The sequence below is a fragment of the Xanthomonas albilineans genome (assembly GCF_002939705.1).
Lineage (GTDB): Bacteria > Pseudomonadota > Gammaproteobacteria > Xanthomonadales > Xanthomonadaceae > Xanthomonas_A > Xanthomonas_A albilineans.
Genome location: NZ_MDCB01000007.1, coordinates 64,630 through 85,620 on the forward strand (window position 1 = coordinate 64,630; position 20,991 = coordinate 85,620).

The following is a 20,991-nucleotide window of genomic DNA, read 5'->3' on the forward strand; positions in this document are numbered from 1 at the left end:
GGCTAGTGTAGCGAACCGCGCAGGTTGGGAAGAAGTCGTACAACACACGGCGGCAAGCGCACCTCAACCCAGTACGCCGGGCTGGACCTGGCCTTCCCGCACGAACGGGAACTTAACCACCCGCACCGGCACGCCCTTGCCACGGATATCCACCCGCACCGCACCCGGCTCGCCCGCCGGTACCCGCGCGAATGCGATCGCCTTGCCCAGCGTGGGCGAGAAGGTACCAGACAGGATTTCGCCCTCGCCCTGCGCGGTCAGCACTTTCTGCCCGTGGCGCAACACGCCCTTTTCGTCCATCACCACGCCGATCATCTGTCGCGGCGCACCGCCGGCCTTCTGCGCCTCCAGCACCTCGCGACCGACGAAAGCGCGGCCCTCGTCGAGCGCAACGGTCCAGGCTAATCCCGCTTCGTATGGCGAGACGCGCTCGTCCATGTCCTGACCATACAGATTCATTCCGGCTTCCAGACGCAGCGTGTCGCGCGCGCCCAGGCCCGCCGGTGCGACACCTGCACTGAGCAGCGCCGCCCAGAACGCCGGCGCCTGTTGCTGCGGCAACACGATCTCGAAACCATCCTCGCCGGTGTAGCCGGTTCGCGCCACGAACAACGGCACACCTTCGCGCGAGACCACCTCGACCGCAGCGAAACGGGTCAATTTCTCGGCCACGGCGCGGTCGCCTTCGCGCAACAGGCCGATCACCTTGGCACGTGCGTTCGGCCCCTGCACCGCGACCATCGCAAAGTCGTCGCGCTCGCGCACCTGTACCCCGAACGCCTGCGCCTGAGCGCCGATCCAGGCCAGGTCATTGACCCGCGTGGCCGCGTTGACCACAAGGCGGAAGAAGGCATCGGACATGTAATACACGATCAAGTCGTCGATCACCCCGCCCTGTGGATTGAGCATGCAGGTGTACAGCGCCTTGCCCGGCACCTTCAGCTTGTCCACCGAGTTGGCCAGCAGATGGCGCAAGAACGCGCGGACCTGCTCACCATGCAAATCGACCACCGTCATGTGGCTGACGTCAAACATGCCGGCGTCGCGGCGGACCTGATGGTGCTCGTCGATCTGCGAACCGTAATGGATCGGCATGTCCCAGCCGCCGAAGTCGACCATCTTGGCACCGAGGGCGCGATGGCTGTCGTTGAGGATGGTCTTCTGGGTCATGGCATGGGTCCGTGAGAAAAGTGCCCCATTATCGCGAAATGGGGAGGGGCGCGGGACGCGCCACCGATGACCGAAGCAGAAGCGATGCGACAGTGAACGTGGCCAACCGTTCGGAGCAGCCGTGCCTCGGCCTGACATGGCACTGCGCACAGGAGCGATTCCACCATGACTCCTTATTAGTAATGCGTCAGCGCGAACGCCGCTCGCTCCTCCAGCAAAAGTGGACGCATCACGCCTTTACGAAAATCGCCGGTCGCAGACCTCAATCCGCCCGCACCAGCAACGTCATCCCATCCACGCCGACGATGCGCACCGCACTGCCCGCCGGCAGGTCGGGACCGCCGACGACCCAGAAGGCATCGTCGACCTTGGCACGACCGCGACCGCCCTGGATCGGCTGATCCAACGTCACCCACCGGCCGATCAACTGCTCGGCGCGACGATTGAGCAGCGGCCGGTCGCTGCCGCGACCACGCGCACGAAACCAGGTGCGGTACACCTGCATCGCGGCAAAGCTCAGCACCACGAACGCACCGATCTGCAGCAGCAACGGCATGCCGGGCACGACCAGTACGGCAAGGAACACGACGGCCGCGGCCAACCCCATCCATAACATGAAGGCGCCGGGCACCAGCACCTCGATCCCGAACAGCAGCAAGGTCAACGCTCCCCAGGCCATGCACTCCAGGCGCATGACTCAGCCTCCGCTGCGCGGTGGCGCATGCGGTACCGTTGTTGGCGAGGTCACCTGCTTGTTCAACGCCTCGCGCGCCAGTTCAGCGATGCCAGCGATGGAGCCGATGATGCCACTGGACTCCATCGGCATCAGCACGAACTTCTGGTTCGGAGCGGTGGCCAGTTCCTTGAACGCTTCCACATATTTCTGCGCGATGAAGTAGTTGATCGCCTGCACGTCGCCCTCGGCGATCGCCTTGGACACCATCTCGGTCGCGCGCGCCTCGGCCTCGGCCAGCCGTTCGCGCGCCTCCGCGTCGCGGAACGCCGACTCTTTGCGACCTTCGGCCTCCAATACCGCGGCCTGCTTTTGCCCATCGGCACGCAGGATCTCCGACTGCCGCGAGCCCTCGGCCTCCAAAATCTGCGCGCGCTTCTCGCGCTCGGCCTTCATCTGCCGCGCCATCGCATCGACCAGATCGCGCGGCGGCTGGATATCGCGGATCTCGATACGGGTGACCTTGATCCCCCACGGGTTGGTGGCGTGATCGACCACGTTCAGCAGTTGCGCGTTGATCGTCTCGCGCTGACTCAGCGACTCGTCTAGGTCCATCGAGCCGATCACCGTGCGGATATTGGTCTGCACCAGCGCGATGGTGGCGATTTCCAGATTGGCCACCTCATAGGCGGCCTTGGCCGCGTCCAGCACCTGGAAGAACACGACGCCGTCCACGCACACGACCGCGTTGTCCTTGGTGATGACGTCCTGGCTGGGCACGTCCAGCACCTGCTCCATCATGTTGACCTTGCGCCCCACGCCATAGACCAACGGAAACAGAAAATGCAGACCCGGCGACAGGGTGTGGGTATAGCGACCGAAGCGCTCCACCGTCCATTGAAACCCCTGCGGCACCATACGCACGGTCTTGAACACCGCGATCACACCGACGAACAGAAGGAGAAAGGCAAAAAAATACGTGGACGACATCGGTTGCTCCATTAACCAGAGAGGATCGAACCATCAGTATAGCGAGCGCCAGAGCGCATGCCCGCCGGTCGCGCAGCGCAACACTTCGGCGAGATGTACTCGCACATTCCTGCGTCGCTGGCGAGCGAGCCCAGCGGATGAGGCCATGTCACCGACGGGTTAAAGAATGCCGTGATCGACCCTGGCATCGCCATCGACGCATAGCGGCCCCCGCGCACAGTCAACCCGACTGACCAGCGCAGATCCACGGCAGGACCGTCAGCGACACCGCCAGACCACCCCCGCCATGCAAGCGCGGCAACAACCGACCGCCGTGTTCGCACGCCGACCACCGGTAGAACCCGCGAACACCACCGAAGCAATGCATACGCTCTGCTCGGCAAGCGCCGCGGGTCAACCGCATTCGCCGCGGTGCAGCGCAATCGCGCTATTGCTCCGGGTCGCGCTCCTCGCGCTTTGCCGCCTGCCAGTACGCCTCCTGTCGCTGCGGGGACAGGCCGTCGAGCACGGTGCCATCCTGCTGCGCCAACCGCTCCATCGCGCGAAAACGGCGCTCGAACTTGAGGTTGGCATGACGCAGCGCCGCACCGGGATCGATCTGCGCGTGCCGCGCCAAGTGGACACAGACGAACAGCAAGTCGCCGATCTCGTCCTGCAGGCGCGCCTGATGATCCTCGGTCGCGGCGTGCGCCAGTTCCGCACGTACTTCTTCCATTTCCTCGCGCACCTTGTCCAGAACCGCCTCCGGCCCCGGCCAATCGAAACCGATGCGTGCCGCACGCGTCTGCAGTTTCAACGCGCGCTGCCATTCGGGCAGGCCACGGGCGATCCCGGCCAGCGCCGAGGTGTCGGGTTCGCCGGCGGCCGCGCGCTCGGCGCGCTTGATCTGCTCCCAACGTCGCGTCTGCTCCGCCGCATTGGCCACCGGACTGTCGCCGAACACATGCGGGTGACGGCGCACCATCTTGTCGCAGATCGCCGCGACCACCGCGTCGAAGCCGAACGCTCCCTGCTCGTGCGCCATCTGTGCATGGAAGACCACCTGCAATAAGAGGTCGCCGAGTTCGTCCTTCAGCCCCGCCAGGTCCTGGCGATCGATCGCGTCGGCAACTTCGTAGGCCTCTTCGATGGTGTAGGCAGCGATACTGGCGAAATCCTGCTGCAGATCCCACGGACAGCCCTGCGCCGGATCGCGCAGGCGCGCCATGATATCGAGCAGAGCGGAAAGGTCGTCACGGGCAGGGGGCACGGGTGGAATCCGATGCGACGGCACCGCTGCCGTCTAGCGTCTAGTTTGGCAGATATGGCAGAGCACCATTCCGGCGCGTCGCGGATGTTTTATGGCCTCGCGTCGCATCGCGTCCCGCTCAGCCCTGCCATTCGCGCCAAGACAGGGCGGGATCGCCAAGCGCAATAAAGTCGCCATTGAGCAGGCAATCGCGCCGGTTGTAACGGAACGGTTTGCCGGTGTCGGCAGCCAACAGCACTCCGCCGGCAGCTTGCAGCACACATTGACCGGCTGCGGTATCCCATTCCGAGGTCGGCCCGAAACGCGGGTACACATCCAATTCGCCATCGGCAAGGCGGCAGAATTTCAGCGAGGAACCCTGCCCGACCAGTTCGATCTCGCCCATCCGTTGCAGCAGCGCGTCGGTGCGCGGATCGCGGTGCGAACGGCTCGCCGCCACCCGCAGCGGAGCTGCCGCCGGCCGCCGCGTGTTCAGTGCGGTGTCGCGCAGGCCATCGCGGCGGTACGCCTGCTCACCATGCACCGCATGCCAGAGGCGACCATCCACCGGCGCCTGGATCACACCGAACACCGGCACCCCCCGATGGATCAGGGCGATGTTGACGCTGAACTCGCCGTTGCGCTTGACGAATTCGCGGGTGCCATCGAGCGGATCCACCAACCAATATGTCGTCCATTGCTGGCGCACGTCCCACGGGATCTGCGCCGATTCCTCCGATAGCACCGGCAAGTCCGGGGTCAACCGCTCCAAGCTTTGGACAATGAGTTGATGCGCCGCCAGATCGGCCTGGGTCAGGGGACTGGCGTCGGCCTTATGCTCGACCTCGAAACCGGTGGCGTAGATTTGCATGATTGCCGCGGCGGCATCGCAGGCGATGGCGATGACGTTCTCGCGCAGATTGCTGCTCAGAGGGATCATTGGGCACGCCCCAGCCACTCGCGGGCGATGAACAACGCCGCCAGCGAACGCCCTTCGGAAAAATCCTCGCGCAGCATCAAACGATCCAGTTCAGCGAGCTTCCACGGCACCACTTCCAATTCTTCCGGCTCGTCGCCAGCCAGTTTCTCGGGATAGAGCTCTTGGGCCAGCACCAGCCACGATTGGTGAGTCATGTAGGTCGGCGCAAGCGTCATCGCGCGCAACACGCGCAACTGCCGCGCGCCGTAGCCGGCCTCTTCCTTGAGCTCGCGGTCGGCTGCCTGCAACGGCGTTTCGCCGGCATCGATGCGGCCCTTGACCAAACCAAGTTCGTAACGGTGTACGCCAGCGGCATATTCGCGCACGAGCAGCACGGTCTGCGGGTCCAGCATCGGCACCACCACCACCGCACCATGGCCGGGAGCCTGGAGCCGGTGGAACACCCGGCGCTCGCCGTTACTGAACTCCAGATCCAGTTCCTCGACCCGACGCTCCACGTCGGACGCGCTGCGTTCGCGGCGCGCGTGAATGATCGGCAACGGACGGGTCATGCCGGCACCCTGCGACGTACCAGGGCGTCGATCGATAGAATGCGCAGAGCGAAGAACCTGTTCATGAGCGCGAGATGCTAACAGACCTGACCGCAGCACAGACGACCGACGCGTGGCGCAAGCGCGACCTGTCGGTCCTCTGGCACCCATGCACACAGATGCGCGAGCATCCCGACACGCTACCGCTGCTCCCGATCGCACGCGGCGAAGGCGCCTGGTTGATCGACCACGGCGGTCGCCACTACCTGGATGCGGTGAGCAGTTGGTGGACCAACCTGTTCGGCCACAGCGAACCACGTATCGCCGCCGCGATCGCCGCCCAGGCCACGCAGTTGGAACACGTGATGCTGGCCGGTTTCAGCCATGAACCGGCGGTGCTGCTGGCCGAACAACTGCTCGCTCTGGCCCCGCGCCAGGATGGCCGCGCACCGCTGGCCAAGGTGTTCTACGCCGACAATGGCTCGGCCGGCGTGGAAGTGGCGCTGAAGATGGCGTTTCACTATTTCCAGAACCGTGGCGAACCCAAGCGCACCCGCTTCGTCGCCCTGGAGAACGGCTACCACGGCGAGACCATCGGGGCCCTGGCGGTCGGCGACATCCCGCTATACCGGCGGGTGTACGCCCCGCTGCTCGCCGAAGCGCTGTTCGCGCCCTCGCCCGATGCCTACCTGGCCGCGCCGGGACAGACCGCACGCGAACGCGCCGATGTCGCCGCCGACGCACTGGCCGCGCTGTTCGAACGCCATCCAGGCGAAATCTGCGCGGTGATTCTGGAACCGCGGCTGCAATGCGCCGGTGGCATGCGCATGCATGACCCGGCGTACCTGCGCCGCGCGCGCGCGCTGTGCGATGCGCATGGCGCGTTCCTGATCGCCGATGAAATCGCCACCGGCTTCGGTCGCACCGGCACCTTATTCGCCTGCGAACAGGCCGGCGTGATGCCGGATCTATTGTGCCTGTCCAAGGGCCTGACCGGCGGCTTCCTGCCCTTATCGGCGGTCCTGGCGACCCAGCATCTATACGATGCCTTCCTCGACGACAGCCGCGAACGCGCTTTCCTGCATTCGCACAGCTACACCGGCAACCCGCTGGCCTGCGCAGCGGCGCTGGCGTCGCTGCGGATCCTGCGCGAGGACGATGTGATCGCGCGCAACCGCAGCACCGCCGACACCCTGCGCGCGCTGTCGGCGCCGTTCGCCGAGCATCCGCATGTGGCCGATGTGCGCCAGGCAGGGATGGTGGTCGCGTTCGAACTCACCCGCAACGGCGACAAGCGCACCCCATTCGACGCATCCGAGCGCGTGGGCCTGCACGCCTACCGCGCCGCGTTGCGGCGTGGCGTGGTGCTGCGTCCGCTGGGCGACGTGCTGTACTGGATGCCGCCGTATTGTGTGGACGCAACGCAACTGGCGCTTCTGGCCGAAATCACGCTGGCGGCGATCGATGAGGCCGTGGCATGCGCCTGACCCGCTGCCATGTGAATCTGCCACTGCACACCGGAGCCGAAGTGGCCCTGCCGGAAGATGTCGCGGGGCATCTACTGCGAGTACTGCGGTTACGCGAAGGTGACCGCTGCGTGCTGTTCAACGGCAATGGCTGCGACTACGACGCCGAACTGCTGCCGACCGGCAAGCGTGGCGCCAGCGCACGCATCGGCGTGGCACGTCCGGTCGACAACGAATCGTCACTGGCGATCACGCTGCTGCAAGGCGTGGCACGTGGCGAGAAGATGGATCTGATCCTGCAAAAGGCGACCGAACTCGGCGTGTCCGCGATCGTACCGATCTGGGCCGAGCGCACCGAAGTGAAGCTGGATGCGACGCGAACAGACAAACGCGTCGCACACTGGCGCAGCGTGGTGGTGTCGGCCTGCGAACAATCCGGCCGCGCCCGAGTTCCAGCGCTGAGCGCACCGCTGGCGCTGGCCGATGCCGCGCGCGCCGCCGCGGACAGTCCATGTCGCCTTATCTTGGATCCACAGGGCGAACAGCGCCTGCGAACACTGGATTTCATCGGCAACACGGTCACCATCGCGATCGGCCCGGAGGGCGGTTGGTCGCCACGTGATCGCACCACGCTGGAAACCGCCGGTTTCCTCGGCCTGCGTCTGGGCCCGCGCATCCTGCGCACCGAAACCGCCAGCCTGGCGGCGATCGCGGCCTTGCAAGCACACGGCGGCGATTTGTGAGTCAACGCATACAATCTTGTAGACATCGCTAATCCGGCACACTATCGGCATATCCCGCACGACGGAGAAAAACCGCAGATTCACGGGTGGAATCAACGCTTTTTCATTTCGTCCCACTGCGCCGCACATGCGTTGACAACCAAGAACAGGCGCGACACAGTCACTGCCATCTGAACCAGCACGCGGGATGCATCCGGTTCACGCGGGTGGAACAGGCCAAGGAATCGACCGCAACAACGGCGCCTCGCTGCACACCGACGTACGCGCTGCTGCACATCATCATGCAGCGGTCGCACACGCGACTCGCCGCTGACCGCATCGCGGCCGCCACCGTCGGTCACGCCCCTGCACATGACGCTGCCCGCGCTGTCGATTCGTCCGCCGTCCCGGCGCATCTCATGCGTCCTGTTGCACTATTCGGAGAACGCCGCTTTGAACCATGTTCACCCCGCTCCCTTGGCCCTTGCCCTTGCCACCCTGCTCGCCGTTCCCGCTGCGCTCGCCCAGGATGCCTCTGCACCACCGGCCAACAGCGGCGACGCCACCGCCGCGCCACCGACCAAGGAACTGGATGCGATCAAGGTGACCGGTTATCGCGCCAGCCTGCAAAAATCGCTCAACATCAAGCGCAACGCCGATGCGATCGTGGACGCGATCTCGGCCGAGGACGTCGGCAAGTTCCCCGCGGCCAACGTCGCCGAATCGTTATCGCATCTACCCGGCGTCAGCGTCGACCGCCAGTTCGGCGAAGGCGAGAAGGTCTCGATCCTCGGCACAGATCCGGCCCTGAACCGTATCCTGCTCAACGGCCAGAGCATCGCCTCCACCAGTTGGGGCGGCGACCCGAACAACCCCGACAGCCGCTCGTTCAACTACTCGCTGCTGGCACCGGAAGTCATCGGCAACGCCGAGGTGTACAAGAGCCCGCAGGCCAGCATCGACGAGGGCAGCCTCGGCGGCACCGTGATCGTGCACACACGCAAGCCGCTGGAACTAGAACGGAACCTGCTGACCGGCAACGTCAGCTACGGCTACAACGACCGCTCCGAAAAGGGCAAACCGAACGCTTCGTTGCTGTACAACTGGAAGAGCGCCGACGACACATTCGGCGTGCTCGGTTCGGTGATGCATTCCGAGCGCATGCTGCGTCGCGATGGCGTGGAGATCTTCGGCTACAGCAACATTCAAGGCGCAGGTTTTCCCGATGCGGTCGCCAACGGCAAGCAAGGCGTGTATCCGAGTGCGATCAACAGCGCATTGTTCACGCAGACGCGCAAGCGCGATGGCGTCACCGGCGCCGTGCAATGGAAGCCCAGCGACACGTTCGAACTGAGCTACACCGGCCTGTACGTCGATGAAGTTTTCAACAATATCAACCAAAGCCGCTTCGCCAATGTCGTTCCGTCCAGCGCCACCGCCCTGAACGTGGTCGATGGCGTGGCCACCTCGGGCGCCTACGGCGACAACACCGACACCATCCTGGACTCGTATGTGCGCAACACCTCGGTCAAGACCAGCAGCAACACCTTGCGCGGCGACTGGCACGGCGACGGCTGGAATCTGTCGAGCCAGGCAGGCGCAACGCGCTCGACCGGCGGCGCGGATCGCATCTATGGGCTGACCTTGCGTGGCAAAGGCGGCTACGACTACGCCATCGACCACCGCCACGTCAGCGTCGACTATGCGGTGCCGCCCTCGGACCTTCAGACAATGTCGGTGATCGGCGGCACGGTCAACCGCTATCCGAACCTGGACAAGGAACGCTACGCACAGCTCGACTTCGACCACGACGTGGATTGGGGACCGATCACCAAACTACGTACCGGAGTGAAAGCAACGCGGCACCGCACCGCGCAGACCTCCTACTACGACAGTTTCCCCGCCGACCCCGCGACCACGCTGAGCGCTCTGTACGGCGGCACTACGCCAAGCGATTACCTGGACGGGCTGTCGGTCAGCGACGACATGCGCCACTGGCCACGGCAGAGTCCGAGCGCGCTGGTCGGGTATATCGACGGATTGCCCGGCAGCGACACCTTCATCCCCAGCTACACCAGCACGTTCGACGTGATCGAGCGTAACCGCGCCGCTTATCTGCAAGCCGATTTCGCCGGTTACAACTATCGCGGCAACATCGGCGTACGCTACGTCAACACCCGCGACGCAATCGGCGGCTACCAATACGCGGGCAACGCATACACACCGGTGCATTACGCCAAATCCTACGGCCAGTGGCTGCCCGCTGTGAACTTCGCCTACGATCTTTCCGATGCGTTGATCCTGCGCATGGCAGCGGCCAAGGTGATCGCACGTCCGCGCTACGCCGACCTCACGCCGTACATCAATGCCGACGACAATAAGCTCACCGCCAGCAGCGGCAATCCAACATTGGACCCCTACCGCTCGACCAACTACGGCGCATCCCTGGAATGGTATTTCGCGCCCAACAGCGTCCTCGCCGGAGAACTGTTCTATCGCAACATCTCCAACTACATCCTGCAAACACTGGTACAGCAACCGCTGCACAACAACACTTATGATCGCCAGGACGTCTACGAGGTCACGCTGCCGCAGAACTCCGGCGCAGCCAAGGTCAAGGGCGTGTCGCTGAGCTACCAGCAGGAACTGGGCGGCGGCTTCGGCGTAGCAGCCAATTACACCTATTCCAAGGCCGACACGCAAAGCAACTACAACCTGCCCTACAACTCCAAGAACAGCTACAACCTCAGCCCGTATTTCGAAAAAGGCCCTTGGGAAGCGCGCGTGACCCTGGGATGGCGCTCGGCCTACTTCACCCAGATCGGACGACTGGGAGCGAACCAGATGACCGATGCCTTCACCCAACTCGATGCCTCGGTGGGATACGCGTTCACCGACAAGATCAAGCTGCAGTTGGAGGCGAGCAATCTACTCAACGAGACCTACTACAGCTATGCCGGCCAGACGAGCGAGCCATACTATCTGTACAAGAACGGGCGCAGCTATCTGCTAAGCCTGCACGTCACCCTGTAAACGCGGCCGCCATCGCGGCTATGCACGGGTCCGTCATGGCGCGCGGCATGCACCGCGCGCCCGGCATCACACGCACGATCGGTCGGGCATGCCGGGAAAGTGCATGCGCAGTAGCCAACCTTATCGACCGTTCCCATCGGCCACGCTGCATATGGTGCACTGAGGGCAACGCAGGGAAAGGCCAACATCGCAAGCACAGGCATGCGCCTGCGCAGGCGGTCATCCTTGCTGCTGCAGGAACCAATTCGCCGCGCCGATAACGCCGAGCCGACCGTGTTCGACCAACTTCACCGGGATCTGTTCCAGCGCCGGACGCATCGCGCCCTTGTTCAAGTAACGCTCGACGAACGCACTGGCAGCGAGGAAATCGGCGATCTGCGGCAGGAAGCCACCGGCCAGATAGATGCCACTGTGGATTCCGTACAGCAGTGCCATATCGCCAACCACGCTGCCGAGCAGACCGCAGAACGTCGACAAGGCTTCGTGCGCCAGCGCATCGTCGCCGGCCAGCGCCGCAGCGGTGACCGCACTCGGCTCGGTGTGGACCGGCGTGGCCTGACGCAATTCGCACAAGGCACCATACAGATTGATCAAGCCCGGACCAGACAGAAAGTGTTCCACATGCACGTAGCCGCGCGTGCGCAGCAGGCGCTGCACCAACTCCAGCTCCAGCGTACTGCCCGCCGGTAGCGCCGCATGCCCGGCCTCGGTCGCCAGCACCACCGCGCCGCGACCCGTCGGAATCCACACCGCAGCGCCGAGCCCGGTGCCCGGACCGATCACCAGTGCCGGACCGCGTTGCGCACGACGCGGCCCAGTGAGGTGCAACACTTCGCTGGCATCCATCGACGCCGCCGCATACGCCACCGCTTCGAAATCGTTGACCAAATGCAATGCCTGCATCCCCAGGCGCTCGCGGATTTCCGGCGGCGACAGCGTCCACGGCAGATTGGTGGTGATGATCCGTCCATCCTCCAACGCATAGCCGGCGCTGGCGATCACGCCACGGGTGGGCATGGGGCCGGACACGCCGGACAGGAATTCGCCGATGATCTCGGCCAAGCCCGGATAGTCCGCACAACGGTATTTGCGGTAGTCCAGCAATTCCACCGCCGGTGCCGTACCGCTGGTCGTGGCGCGCGCAACCAGTGCGATCCGCACATGGGTTCCGCCGACATCGGCAGCAATGAAAGGTTCGGCACACGGCACAGCCGCTGCCATTTGTGAATTGGTTGAGGGCACGTCTTCTCCCGTTGCGCCAGAGCAGGCGCCTGCCGATTCGGCCAAAGTGATCAATTGAGTGTCCGATCACACTGACAACGTTGTCAAGGTGGAATTCGCCCGATGGAATTCACCGAACTGTCACTCCACTTTCGTAATCGCATTTTAAGGGAGATCGGGCATCGCGACATGGTTTGGGGCAGTTCTCTTCGCACCGTCGTTGCAGTGCATCGCCAAGACCGCAACGTGTCGCAAAATTTCGCCGCAATGCACAAATTCTTGCCGCGCATATCGCCCCTGTTTCGTCACGACCGCAAAGCCTGCGCTATGCGCCGACAATCGTGATCAACGCGACCCGATGCAAATTTTCTTTTTGTAGACAAAGACCTAGACGTGCATCAAGGCTTCACTCCGAAGTGTGCGCAGTAAGCGTCGATGGCGCCCTGTACATCCCGATAAAGCCACCCTGGAGCAATATGTTGACAACGCTGTCAGCGCTACGACAGACTCAACTCACACAAGTTTTACAACTTAAAGACATGCCACATTCAGGGAACCTATCAACAGCGACTCACTGCCGCTCCTCCCGTGCCCTGTGGCAGTGCACACGCTGAGGCGGCGTCCGGCCTCCCCACCAACTCCACATCGCCTCTTGCCCGCATGTCGAGCACGGGCGTGTGAGTGTGAGTGTGAGGATCGAGCACCGCCTGGGGCCACGCTACATTTTTGCTGAACTTGGTCGTTATAGCTGCAGCAATACAGGAAGGAACGGCGTACTCGATGCCGCCGTCCGGCCACTTCGCGTCAGCAACCGGACGACGCGCATCGAGATTGCGATACACGCAGCGCTTGCAAGAGCACTGCGCATACACAAGGCCGGGCAGCGGCCAGCCACCGGAACATCGGCGGCACCTTAACTGCCCATGTACCCACCCAGAGGTTTAGCCAATGAATAGCCGCACCACCACTTTAGCCCTGAGCATCATGGCCGCGCTGTACCTGTCCGGTAACGCCGCTGCGCAAGAAGCTGCCGCTTCCGGCAATGCAGATTCCAAGGGCGTCCAGCAATTGGACGCGATCACCGTCACCGGTTACCGCGCATCGCTGGAGAAGAGCCAGTCGGTGAAGCGCTCGGCCAACTCCATCGTCGATGCGATCAGCGCCGAGGACATCGGCAAGTTCCCGGACACCAACGCCGCCGAATCGCTGGCGCACCTGCCCGGGATCAGCGTGGACCGCCAGTTCGGCGAAGGCGAAAAAGTCAGCATCAACGGCACCGATCCGGCGCTGAACCGCGTGCTGCTCAACGGCCAGACCATCGCCTCCGGCGACTGGGGTGGCAACCCCACCGACACCAGCGGCCGCACCTTCAACTACACCCTGCTGTCGCCGGAAATCATCGGCTTGATGGAGGTCTACAAGACCCCGGAAGCGCGCATCGACGAAGGCTCGATCGGCGGCACCGTGATCGTGAACACCCGCAAGCCGCTGGACCTGCCGAAGAACACCATCCGTGGCTCGGTCGGCTACAACTACAACGACCGTTCGAAGGATGGCAATCCGCGCGGCTCGGCGCTGTGGAGCTGGAAGAACGACGACGAGACCTTCGGCGCGTTGATCTCCGCCACCCACGACAAGCAGGACCTGGCCCGCGCGGGTATCGAGTTCTTCGGTTACAACACCGGCGCCGGCATTCCGCCGACTGCCCGCATTTCGGGTGATGGCAGCAACGTTGCCACCGCCAAGATTCCGGTCGGTATCAACAGCGCTTTCTTCCAGCAGACCCGCGAGCGCAATGGTCTGCAGGGCGCATTGCAGTGGAAGCCGAACGAGCAGAACGAACTCAACCTGACCGGCATCTACATCAAGGGCAAGTACAACAACTTCAGCGAATCGCGCTACGTTTGTCCGGGCTGCGGCGACCAGGACAAGATCACCAGCGCCACGGTGAACAACGGCTACATCACCCAGGCCACGGTCACCGACGGCGCCGGCAACGGCAAACAGCCCTACGCGCAGTTGGATACCAACTACCGTGAGAGCATCGTCACCACCAAGAGCCTGAATCTGCGCCATGATTTCTATGGCGACAAGTGGGTGTTCACCTCCCAGGTGGGTGCCACCGAGGCAACCGGCGGCAAGGATCCCGAATACCTGATGAAGTACCTGCTGCAGAATGGCGGCTACAACTTCGCGTACGACGGCAAGCACACCAGCGTCAACTACGACGACCCCAGCGCGTCGAACTGGGGCCTGGTCGGCTCACCTGCGGGCCTGGCACCTGGCTCCACCAACAAATCTGCGATGCAGGCTGGCGGCATCTACTATGCCCGGAGCACGGACAAGGAGAAGTACTTCCAGTTCGACGCGGCACGCGACCTCGATTGGGGCCCGCTGAACAAGCTGCAGGTCGGCTACAAGTACATCAACCACGACAACGGCGTCGATGCGCGCGGCAACCGTATCAACACCACCAACCCGGTGTCGTTGACCGACTTCAGGCCCGGCACCACGCCGAGCGGCCTGTACGACGGCCTGGGCGCAAGCGGCGACCTGACCAATTGGTCGACCGCCAACCTCAATTCGGTCATCAACTACCTGCACTCACTGCCGCAGGGTCCGTACAAGACCGACTACGGCTCCTCGTTCGACGTCAAGGAAATCACCAGCGACCTGTACGCGCAGCTGAACTTCGAATCGGGTGCGTGGCGCGGCAACCTGGGCCTTCGTTATGTGGACACCAAGGACAAGTCGCTGTACTGGCAGAGCAGCGATGGCGGCAACACCTACAACCAGACACAGGCGACCAAGCAGTACTACAAGCCGCTGCCGAGCCTCAACCTGGCTTATGACCTGGATCAGGACAAGGTGCTGCGCTTCTCCGTGGCCAAAGTCATGGCGCGTCCGCGCTACGGCGATCTGGCCGGCTCGTTCACCATCAACAGCAGCAACGGCAACTTGACCGCCAGCGGTGGTAACCCGGACCTGAAACCGTACGAGTCGACCAACTACGACCTGGCTGCCGAGTGGTATTTCGCCCCGTCCAGCATGCTGTCGACGGAACTGTTCTACCGCGACATCAGTTCGTACATCGTCACCACCACCACGAATCAGCAGCTGACCGACGCGGTCTCCGGGGTGAGCGGCCTGTACTCGGTGAGTTCGCCGGTGAATGCCTCCAACGCCAAGGTCAAGGGCGCGTCGCTGAACTACCAGCAGGCGTTCGGCTACGGCTTCGGCCTGCAGGCGAACTACACCTACGCCGAAGCCAACACAAGCAAGGGCTTGAACATGCCTTACCTGTCGCGGAACACCTACAACGTGATTCCCTACTGGGAAAACGGTCCGTGGATGGTGCGCCTGAACTACAGCTATCGCACCAAGTACTTCACCCAGGTCGGTCGTCTGAATTCGCAGGTATTCGCCGACGCGTACAAGCAACTGGATCTGACCGCTTCGTATCAGATCAACGACCAGTTGAGCTTGAGCTTCAGCGCGACCAACCTGCTCGACTCCACGTACTACTGGTACAACGAGGTCAAGTACGCGCCGATCGGCATGTACAAGAACGGCCGTGGCTACCAGGCACAGCTGAACTTCAAGTTCTGATGTAACAACGGCGCGCCACCGTTCCTCCACGGTGGCGCGCTTTTCTTTGTCTGCGTATTGTTGCGCCGACATCGTCTTTTACGCAGGAGTGCAGTGCCATGACGTCCGAGACCCGCCTGCGCGCGGACCGATCCCGCCACGCCGGAACTGCACGCCAGCGCTTGGCCAGTGCAATGGCCCTGATGCTCGCGCTGGCCGCCTTGCCCAGCAGCGCCGCGGATGCGCCGTCGCCGACCGCGCCGACCGCCACCACCCTCAGCCCGGAACAGATCGACCAGCAGTGGCTGCACGCCACCGCCAAATACGCGCCCGAACGCGCTCGACTGGTGCGCGAGGCCGCAACCGGCGCGCGCAGCGGCAGCTTCCGGCCCGACTGGACCTCGCTGAAACACTACCGTTCGCCGTCCTGGTACGACGACGCCAAGTTCGGCATCTTCATCCACTGGGGCGTGTTCTCGGTGCCAGCCTTTGGCAGCGAGTGGTACTCGCGCAACATGTACCTGCAAGACACCAAGGAATATGCCCACCACCGGGAAACATACGGCCCGCAATCGCGCTTCGGCTACAAGGATTTGATCCCGCTGTTCACCGCGTCCAAGTTCGATCCGCAGGCCTGGGCCACGCTGTTCCGCGATTCCGGGGCACGCTATGTGGTGCCGGTGGCCGAACACCACGACGGCTTCGCGATGTACGACTCGCAACTATCGGACTGGACCGCGACCAAGATGGGCCCCAAGCGCGACGTGATCGGCGCGCTGTCCAAGGCGATCCGCGCCCAAGGCATGCATTTCGGCCTGTCCTCGCACCGTGCCGAACACGACTGGTTCTTCGACGGCGGGCGCCATTTCGATTCGGACGTCAACGATCCGCGCTATGCCGGCCTGTACGGCCCGGCACAGGTGCGCCTGGCCGGCAAGGACGACGCCGACGTACAGAACGACTGGACCCCGGTCTCGCAAGCGTGGCTGGACGACTGGCTGGCACGCACCACCGAGCTGATCGACCGTTACGACCCGGACCTGATCTATTTCGACTGGTGGATCGCACACCCGATCTTCCGCGGCACCCTGCCGACGATGCTGGCGTACTACTACAACCACGGCGCCGCCAAGGGTGGCGTGGTGGTGAACTATAAAATCGGCGCGTTCCCCGAGGGCGCTGGCACACTGGACATCGAGCGCGGCCAACTCACCGGCATCCACCCCACCCACTGGCAGACCGACACCTCGGTCAGCAACGCCTCGTGGGGCTATATCGACCACGACACCTACAAGACCCCCACGTTCATCGTGCACATGCTCGTGGACGTGGTCAGCAAAAACGGCAACCTGATGCTCAACATCGGCCCGCGCGCCGATGGCTCGATCCCCGACAGCGAGCGCGACATCCTGCTGTCGATCGGCACCTGGCTCAAGACCAACGGCGAGGCCATCTACGCCAGCCGACCCTGGCGCACCTACGGCGAAGGCCCGACCGAAGTGGTCGGCGGCACCTTTCAGGACACCAAGACCAAGCCCTACACCGCCAAGGATTTCCGCTTCACCACCGGCCATGGCGCGCTGTATGCGATCGAACTGGGCTGGCCGGCCGACGGCAAGGCAGTGATCCGCTCGTTGACCCCGGCCGACCACGTACGCGGCGTGACCCTGCTGGCCAACGGCAAGCCGGTGCCATTCGAACAACGCGCCGACGGTCTGCACCTGCGTCTGCCGACCAAACCGGTGGGCGAGCACGCCTACGTCTTCCGCATCGATCTCCCCTCCCTCACCCCGCCAACGGATACCTCCCGATGATGAAACGCTTCGCAGGGCTGCTGTTCGCCCTGGCCCTGGTCTGCTCTCCGGCCATGGCCAAGAATCCGACCGCGTTGTTCTATCTGATGAGCACGCAGAAATCGACCAACGCGTTCCTGGCCCACCTCGACAAGATCGACGTGGTCGTGCCGACCTGGTACGGCGTGGACCAGAGCGGACTGGTCAACGGCACGCCCAACCTGTACCTGTACGACATCGCCAAGCAGCACAAACTGCGGGTGATGCCGATCCTGTCGATGACCGCAGGCCGCGATGGCTTCCACAAGCTGCTGCACGACGAGGATGCGAAAAAGCGCATGATCGCCGCGCTGCTGGTCCAAGGGAAAAAACACGGTTATGACGGCTTCCAGTTCGATTTCGAGAGCATCGCCTGGACCGACCGCGATGCCTACTCGCTGATGGTCAAGCAGACCGCCGAGGCACTGCACAAGGCCGGCTTCAAGATGTCGGTGGCGGTGGTGCCGAACGCGCCGGGCTACGCCGAGGGCGGACGCTTCGCCAAGTGGATGTGGGAATACTGGCGTGGTGCCTACGATCTAAAGGCACTGAGCGCGTCGGCAGACCTGATCAGCCTGATGACCTACGACCAGCACACCCGCTGGACCACGCCCGGTCCGGTGGACGGCATGCCGTGGATCAAGAAACACCTGGAGTACGCGCTGACCCAGGTGCCGAAGGAAAAGCTGTCGCTGGGCATCGCCACCTACGGCTACCGCTGGTATACCGGCGACCCGGTCAAGGCCGACGGCACCGAAGCCTCCAACATCACCGCCGATTACATCGACGCCGACGAATCCTTCCCGCTGGCGATCGAACAGAACGCCACCGTGCAATGGGATCCGGTGGAGCAGGAATCGTGGTTCTACTTCTACCGCGACGACATGCGCGAGTGGGTGTTCCGCCCGGACGCACGCAGCTTCCGCGCACGCTACGACCTGACCAAGCAATATGGCCTGGAAGGCTTCAGTTGCTGGGTGCTGGGCGCCGAAGACCCCAAGGTCTGGGACGAGCTACCGGCTGCATCGCGCTGATCCACGAGGGGCGATCCACTACGATACGCGTCTGGATCGTATGAGATAGACCGATGACCGTCGTGGGCGACCACTCCCGTTTGCCGCACCGCCCGATGCCCGCCTGCGCGCGCATCGCGGCGGCCTCCCGCACCGCCTGGCTGCGCTTGTCCTTGATCGCGCTTGGCGCCTTGCTCGGTGGCTGCGATCGCGCCCCACCACCTGCGCCACAGGCCGCACCCAAACCTGCATCGAAACCGGCTCCCGCACCGAAGCCGCGGGACCACCACGACGATGACGCACCGTTGCCGCTGATCCCGGCACCGGCGCAGGCCGAACGCGACGGCGACACGCTGACCTTCGACAGCGACAGCGCGCTCTCGGTGGCCATCGACGACGCAGCGGCGATGCGCGTGGCCCAACAACTAGCCGCGCTGCTGCGCAAGACGCGCGGTCTGAACGTGCAGGTGCGTGAGGAGACCATCCCGGCCGACGGCAGCATCCGCCTGCAACTCAACCCCAACACCGCGGTCGCGCAAGCGGAGGGCTACACGCTGGACGTGGACTCGCACACCATGCTGATCCAGGCCCGCGACGAATCCGGCTTGTTCTACGGTGCGATCAGCGCTTGGCAACTGCTTACCCCGAATGCCGACAAGGGCGAGGTGGAGGTGCCGCAAGTGCATCTCCGCGACTGGCCGCGCTTCGGCTGGCGTGGCCTGTTGCTCGATGTGGCACGGCATTTCCATGGCCCGGACACGGTCAAGCACGTCATCGACGCGATGGCGCAGCACAAGCTCAACGTCCTGCATCTGCATCTGACCGACGACCAGGGCTGGCGCATCGAGATCAAGCGCTATCCCAAGCTCACCCAGATCGGCGCATGGCGCACCCCGCCCGGTGCCGGCAGCCACGACCTGCCCAACCGCTATGGCGGTTTCTACACCCAGGACCAGATCCGCGACCTGGTCGCCTATGCCGCCGACCGGCACATCACCATCGTGCCGGAACTGGACATGCCCGGACATGCGCAGGCAGCGGTCGCGGCGTATCCGGAACTGGTCGGGGTCACCCGGCAACGGCCCAAGGTGTCGGTGGACTGGGGCGTCAACCCCTATCTCTTCAACACCGACGCCAAGAGCATGACCTTCATCCAGGGCGTTCTGGACGAAGTGCTGCAACTCTTCCCCTCGACCTACATCCACATCGGCGGCGACGAAGCGGTCAAGGACCAGTGGGAACACTCGCCGGCGGTACGCGCACAGATGCGCAGGCTCGGCGTCAAGGATGCGCATGCGATGCAAGGCTGGTTCAACGCGCAACTGGCCGACTATCTGACCAAACACAACCGACGCCTGATCGGCTGGGACGAAATCCTCGAAGGCGGCCTGCCCGCGAGCGCCTCGGTAATGTCCTGGCGCGGCGTGGAAGGTGCGGTCACCGCGGCCAAGCAAGGCCACGACGTCGTCCTGGCACCCGCCGGCTGGATGTACCTGGACAACCTGCAAAGCGCTCGCAACGACGAACCCAATGGCCGCTTGTCGGTGTTGCCGCTGGAGAAGGTCTACAGCTTCGATCCAGTGCCGGCCGCCCTCAGCGCCGACGAGAGCAAGCACGTGCTCGGCACCCAAGCGGCGCTGTGGACCGAGTACATCCCCTCGGCATGGCACGTGGACCATGCGCTGTTCCCACGGCTGAGCGCGGTGGCCGAAGCCGCGTGGTCGCCGATGGCCGCGCGCAATTGGAACAGCTTCCTGCAACGCCTGCCGGCACAACTGGACCGCTATCGCACTCAGGGCATCGACGCCAGCGACGGCGCCTTCGCGCCGGACATCGCGGTGCAGGGCGGCGACAATGCCGCGCTCGACAGCGGCAAGGCCACCATCGTGCTGAGCAATCAGGCCAAGTTTGGCAACTTCCGCTACACCACCGACGGCAGCGAACCCAAGGCCGACTCGGCGCACTACACCGCGCCGTTCGCCGTGCCCCTGCCGACCACGGTGCGGGTGGCCACCTTCGCCGACGACGGCCGCGTGCTCGCCGCAGCGCGCAGCCGCATCCTCGACCGCCCCAACCTGCTCAGCCGCGACACCCAGGGCCTGGGTTCGTGCGCAGACGGCTCGCTGGGCCTGCGCGTGCCATTGCTGCCCGATCTGCCCGGCAAAGACACACCTGTATTCAACATCGATCTCTTCACCAGTTGCTGGCGCTATGCCGACGCGCGCCTGGACGGCATCGCCCGCATTCGCATCGATGCGGCGCGGCTGGCGCGCAATTATGGATTGGCGCACGACCAAGCCAAGGTCAAGCGCTATCCGGCCAAGAGCGCGCATGGCGAGTTCGAAGTGCATCTGGGCGATTGCAAGGGCAAGCTCCTGGCACGGCTGCCGCTGCCGGCCGGCAAGACCCTCGGCGAACAGTTCTCGTTGCAAGCGCGGCTGCCGGCGCAGACCGGCGTACACGACTTGTGCCTGCGCTCCACCGCACCGATCGCAGGCCCGTACTACGCCATCGGCGCCGTCCATTTGATCGACAGCGCCGCGCAGGCGCCAACCGCCGCCGCGCACTGACCCCCGGAGACCCCG

At 64.1% G+C, this 20,991-nt stretch carries 15 protein-coding genes; 8 read left to right on the forward strand and 7 right to left on the reverse strand.

The window, feature by feature from the left end:
• Nucleotides 1–63: 63 nt before the first annotated feature.
• From gcvT to nudE, 6 genes are all read right to left on the reverse strand, one after another.
• Nucleotides 64–1,170 carry a glycine cleavage system aminomethyltransferase GcvT gene (gcvT, locus tag XalbCFBP2523_RS08210; RefSeq protein WP_045766060.1) on the reverse strand — a complete coding sequence of 369 codons (1,107 nt, stop codon included), beginning with the start codon at nt 1,168–1,170 and terminating at the stop codon, nt 64–66.
• A 262-nt stretch (nt 1,171–1,432) separates the two neighbouring features.
• A complete protein-coding gene (locus XalbCFBP2523_RS08215; RefSeq protein ID WP_045766061.1) occupies nt 1,433–1,864 on the reverse strand; it encodes an NfeD family protein in 432 nt (143 codons plus the stop codon).
• 3 nt (nt 1,865–1,867) lie between these two features.
• Nucleotides 1,868–2,833 carry an SPFH domain-containing protein gene (locus XalbCFBP2523_RS08220; protein WP_045766781.1) on the reverse strand — a complete coding sequence of 322 codons (966 nt, stop codon included), beginning with the start codon at nt 2,831–2,833 and terminating at the stop codon, nt 1,868–1,870.
• 427 nt (nt 2,834–3,260) lie between these two features.
• Nucleotides 3,261–4,082, reverse strand: a complete 822-nt coding sequence (gene mazG / locus XalbCFBP2523_RS08225) for a nucleoside triphosphate pyrophosphohydrolase (RefSeq protein WP_230599108.1) — start codon at nt 4,080–4,082, stop codon at nt 3,261–3,263.
• A gap of 118 nt (nt 4,083–4,200) precedes the next feature.
• Nucleotides 4,201–5,001, reverse strand: coding sequence for a 3'(2'),5'-bisphosphate nucleotidase CysQ (cysQ, locus tag XalbCFBP2523_RS08230; RefSeq protein WP_045766063.1), 801 nt, complete (start codon nt 4,999–5,001; stop codon nt 4,201–4,203).
• The gene (gene nudE / locus XalbCFBP2523_RS08235) at nt 4,998–5,552 is read right to left on the reverse strand and encodes an ADP compounds hydrolase NudE (RefSeq protein WP_045760883.1); all 555 of its coding nucleotides are present in this window, start codon (nt 5,550–5,552) and stop codon (nt 4,998–5,000) included. The genes cysQ and nudE overlap by 4 nt, the downstream gene beginning before the upstream one ends.
• Before the next feature lie 74 nt (nt 5,553–5,626).
• On the opposite strand from nudE, the gene bioA reads away from it, so the two are divergent.
• The 3 genes from bioA (at nt 5,627) to XalbCFBP2523_RS08255 (ending at nt 10,752) form a co-directional block, all read left to right on the forward strand.
• The gene (gene bioA, locus XalbCFBP2523_RS08240; protein ID WP_045766064.1) at nt 5,627–7,018 is read left to right on the forward strand and encodes an adenosylmethionine--8-amino-7-oxononanoate transaminase; all 1,392 of its coding nucleotides are present in this window, start codon (nt 5,627–5,629) and stop codon (nt 7,016–7,018) included.
• The gene (locus XalbCFBP2523_RS08245; protein ID WP_045766065.1) at nt 7,009–7,740 is read left to right on the forward strand and encodes a 16S rRNA (uracil(1498)-N(3))-methyltransferase; all 732 of its coding nucleotides are present in this window, start codon (nt 7,009–7,011) and stop codon (nt 7,738–7,740) included. Before bioA ends, XalbCFBP2523_RS08245 begins: the two co-directional genes overlap by 10 nt.
• Before the next feature lie 456 nt (nt 7,741–8,196).
• The gene (locus XalbCFBP2523_RS08255) at nt 8,197–10,752 is read left to right on the forward strand and encodes a TonB-dependent receptor (RefSeq protein WP_407070983.1); all 2,556 of its coding nucleotides are present in this window, start codon (nt 8,197–8,199) and stop codon (nt 10,750–10,752) included.
• 219 nt (nt 10,753–10,971) lie between these two features.
• Here XalbCFBP2523_RS08255 and XalbCFBP2523_RS08260 read toward each other — a convergent pair whose 3' ends face one another.
• The gene (locus XalbCFBP2523_RS08260) at nt 10,972–11,994 is read right to left on the reverse strand and encodes a glucokinase family protein (protein WP_045766067.1); all 1,023 of its coding nucleotides are present in this window, start codon (nt 11,992–11,994) and stop codon (nt 10,972–10,974) included.
• Between the two features lie 102 nt (nt 11,995–12,096).
• On the opposite strand from XalbCFBP2523_RS08260, the gene XalbCFBP2523_RS16345 reads away from it, so the two are divergent.
• The 5 genes from XalbCFBP2523_RS16345 to XalbCFBP2523_RS08280 all read left to right on the forward strand — a co-directional run bounded on the left by XalbCFBP2523_RS16345 (nt 12,097) and on the right by XalbCFBP2523_RS08280 (nt 20,976).
• The gene (locus XalbCFBP2523_RS16345; protein WP_146084064.1) at nt 12,097–12,318 is read left to right on the forward strand and encodes a hypothetical protein; all 222 of its coding nucleotides are present in this window, start codon (nt 12,097–12,099) and stop codon (nt 12,316–12,318) included.
• Nucleotides 12,319–12,921: 603 nt separating this feature from the next.
• Entirely contained in the window at nt 12,922–15,582 is a 2,661-nt protein-coding gene (locus XalbCFBP2523_RS08265) for a TonB-dependent receptor (RefSeq protein ID WP_045766068.1), read from the forward strand.
• Nucleotides 15,583–15,680: 98 nt separating this feature from the next.
• On the forward strand, nt 15,681–17,375 hold the full coding sequence (locus tag XalbCFBP2523_RS08270; protein WP_045766069.1) for an alpha-L-fucosidase: 1,695 nt from the start codon (nt 15,681–15,683) through the stop codon (nt 17,373–17,375).
• Nucleotides 17,372–18,427, forward strand: coding sequence for a glycosyl hydrolase family 18 protein (locus XalbCFBP2523_RS08275; protein ID WP_045766070.1), 1,056 nt, complete (start codon nt 17,372–17,374; stop codon nt 18,425–18,427). The genes XalbCFBP2523_RS08270 and XalbCFBP2523_RS08275 overlap by 4 nt, the downstream gene beginning before the upstream one ends.
• A 95-nt stretch (nt 18,428–18,522) precedes the next feature.
• Complete coding sequence (locus XalbCFBP2523_RS08280) at nt 18,523–20,976, forward strand: family 20 glycosylhydrolase (RefSeq protein WP_196297623.1); 2,454 nt, start codon at nt 18,523–18,525, stop codon at nt 20,974–20,976.
• The last annotated feature ends 15 nt before the right edge of the window (nt 20,977–20,991 follow it).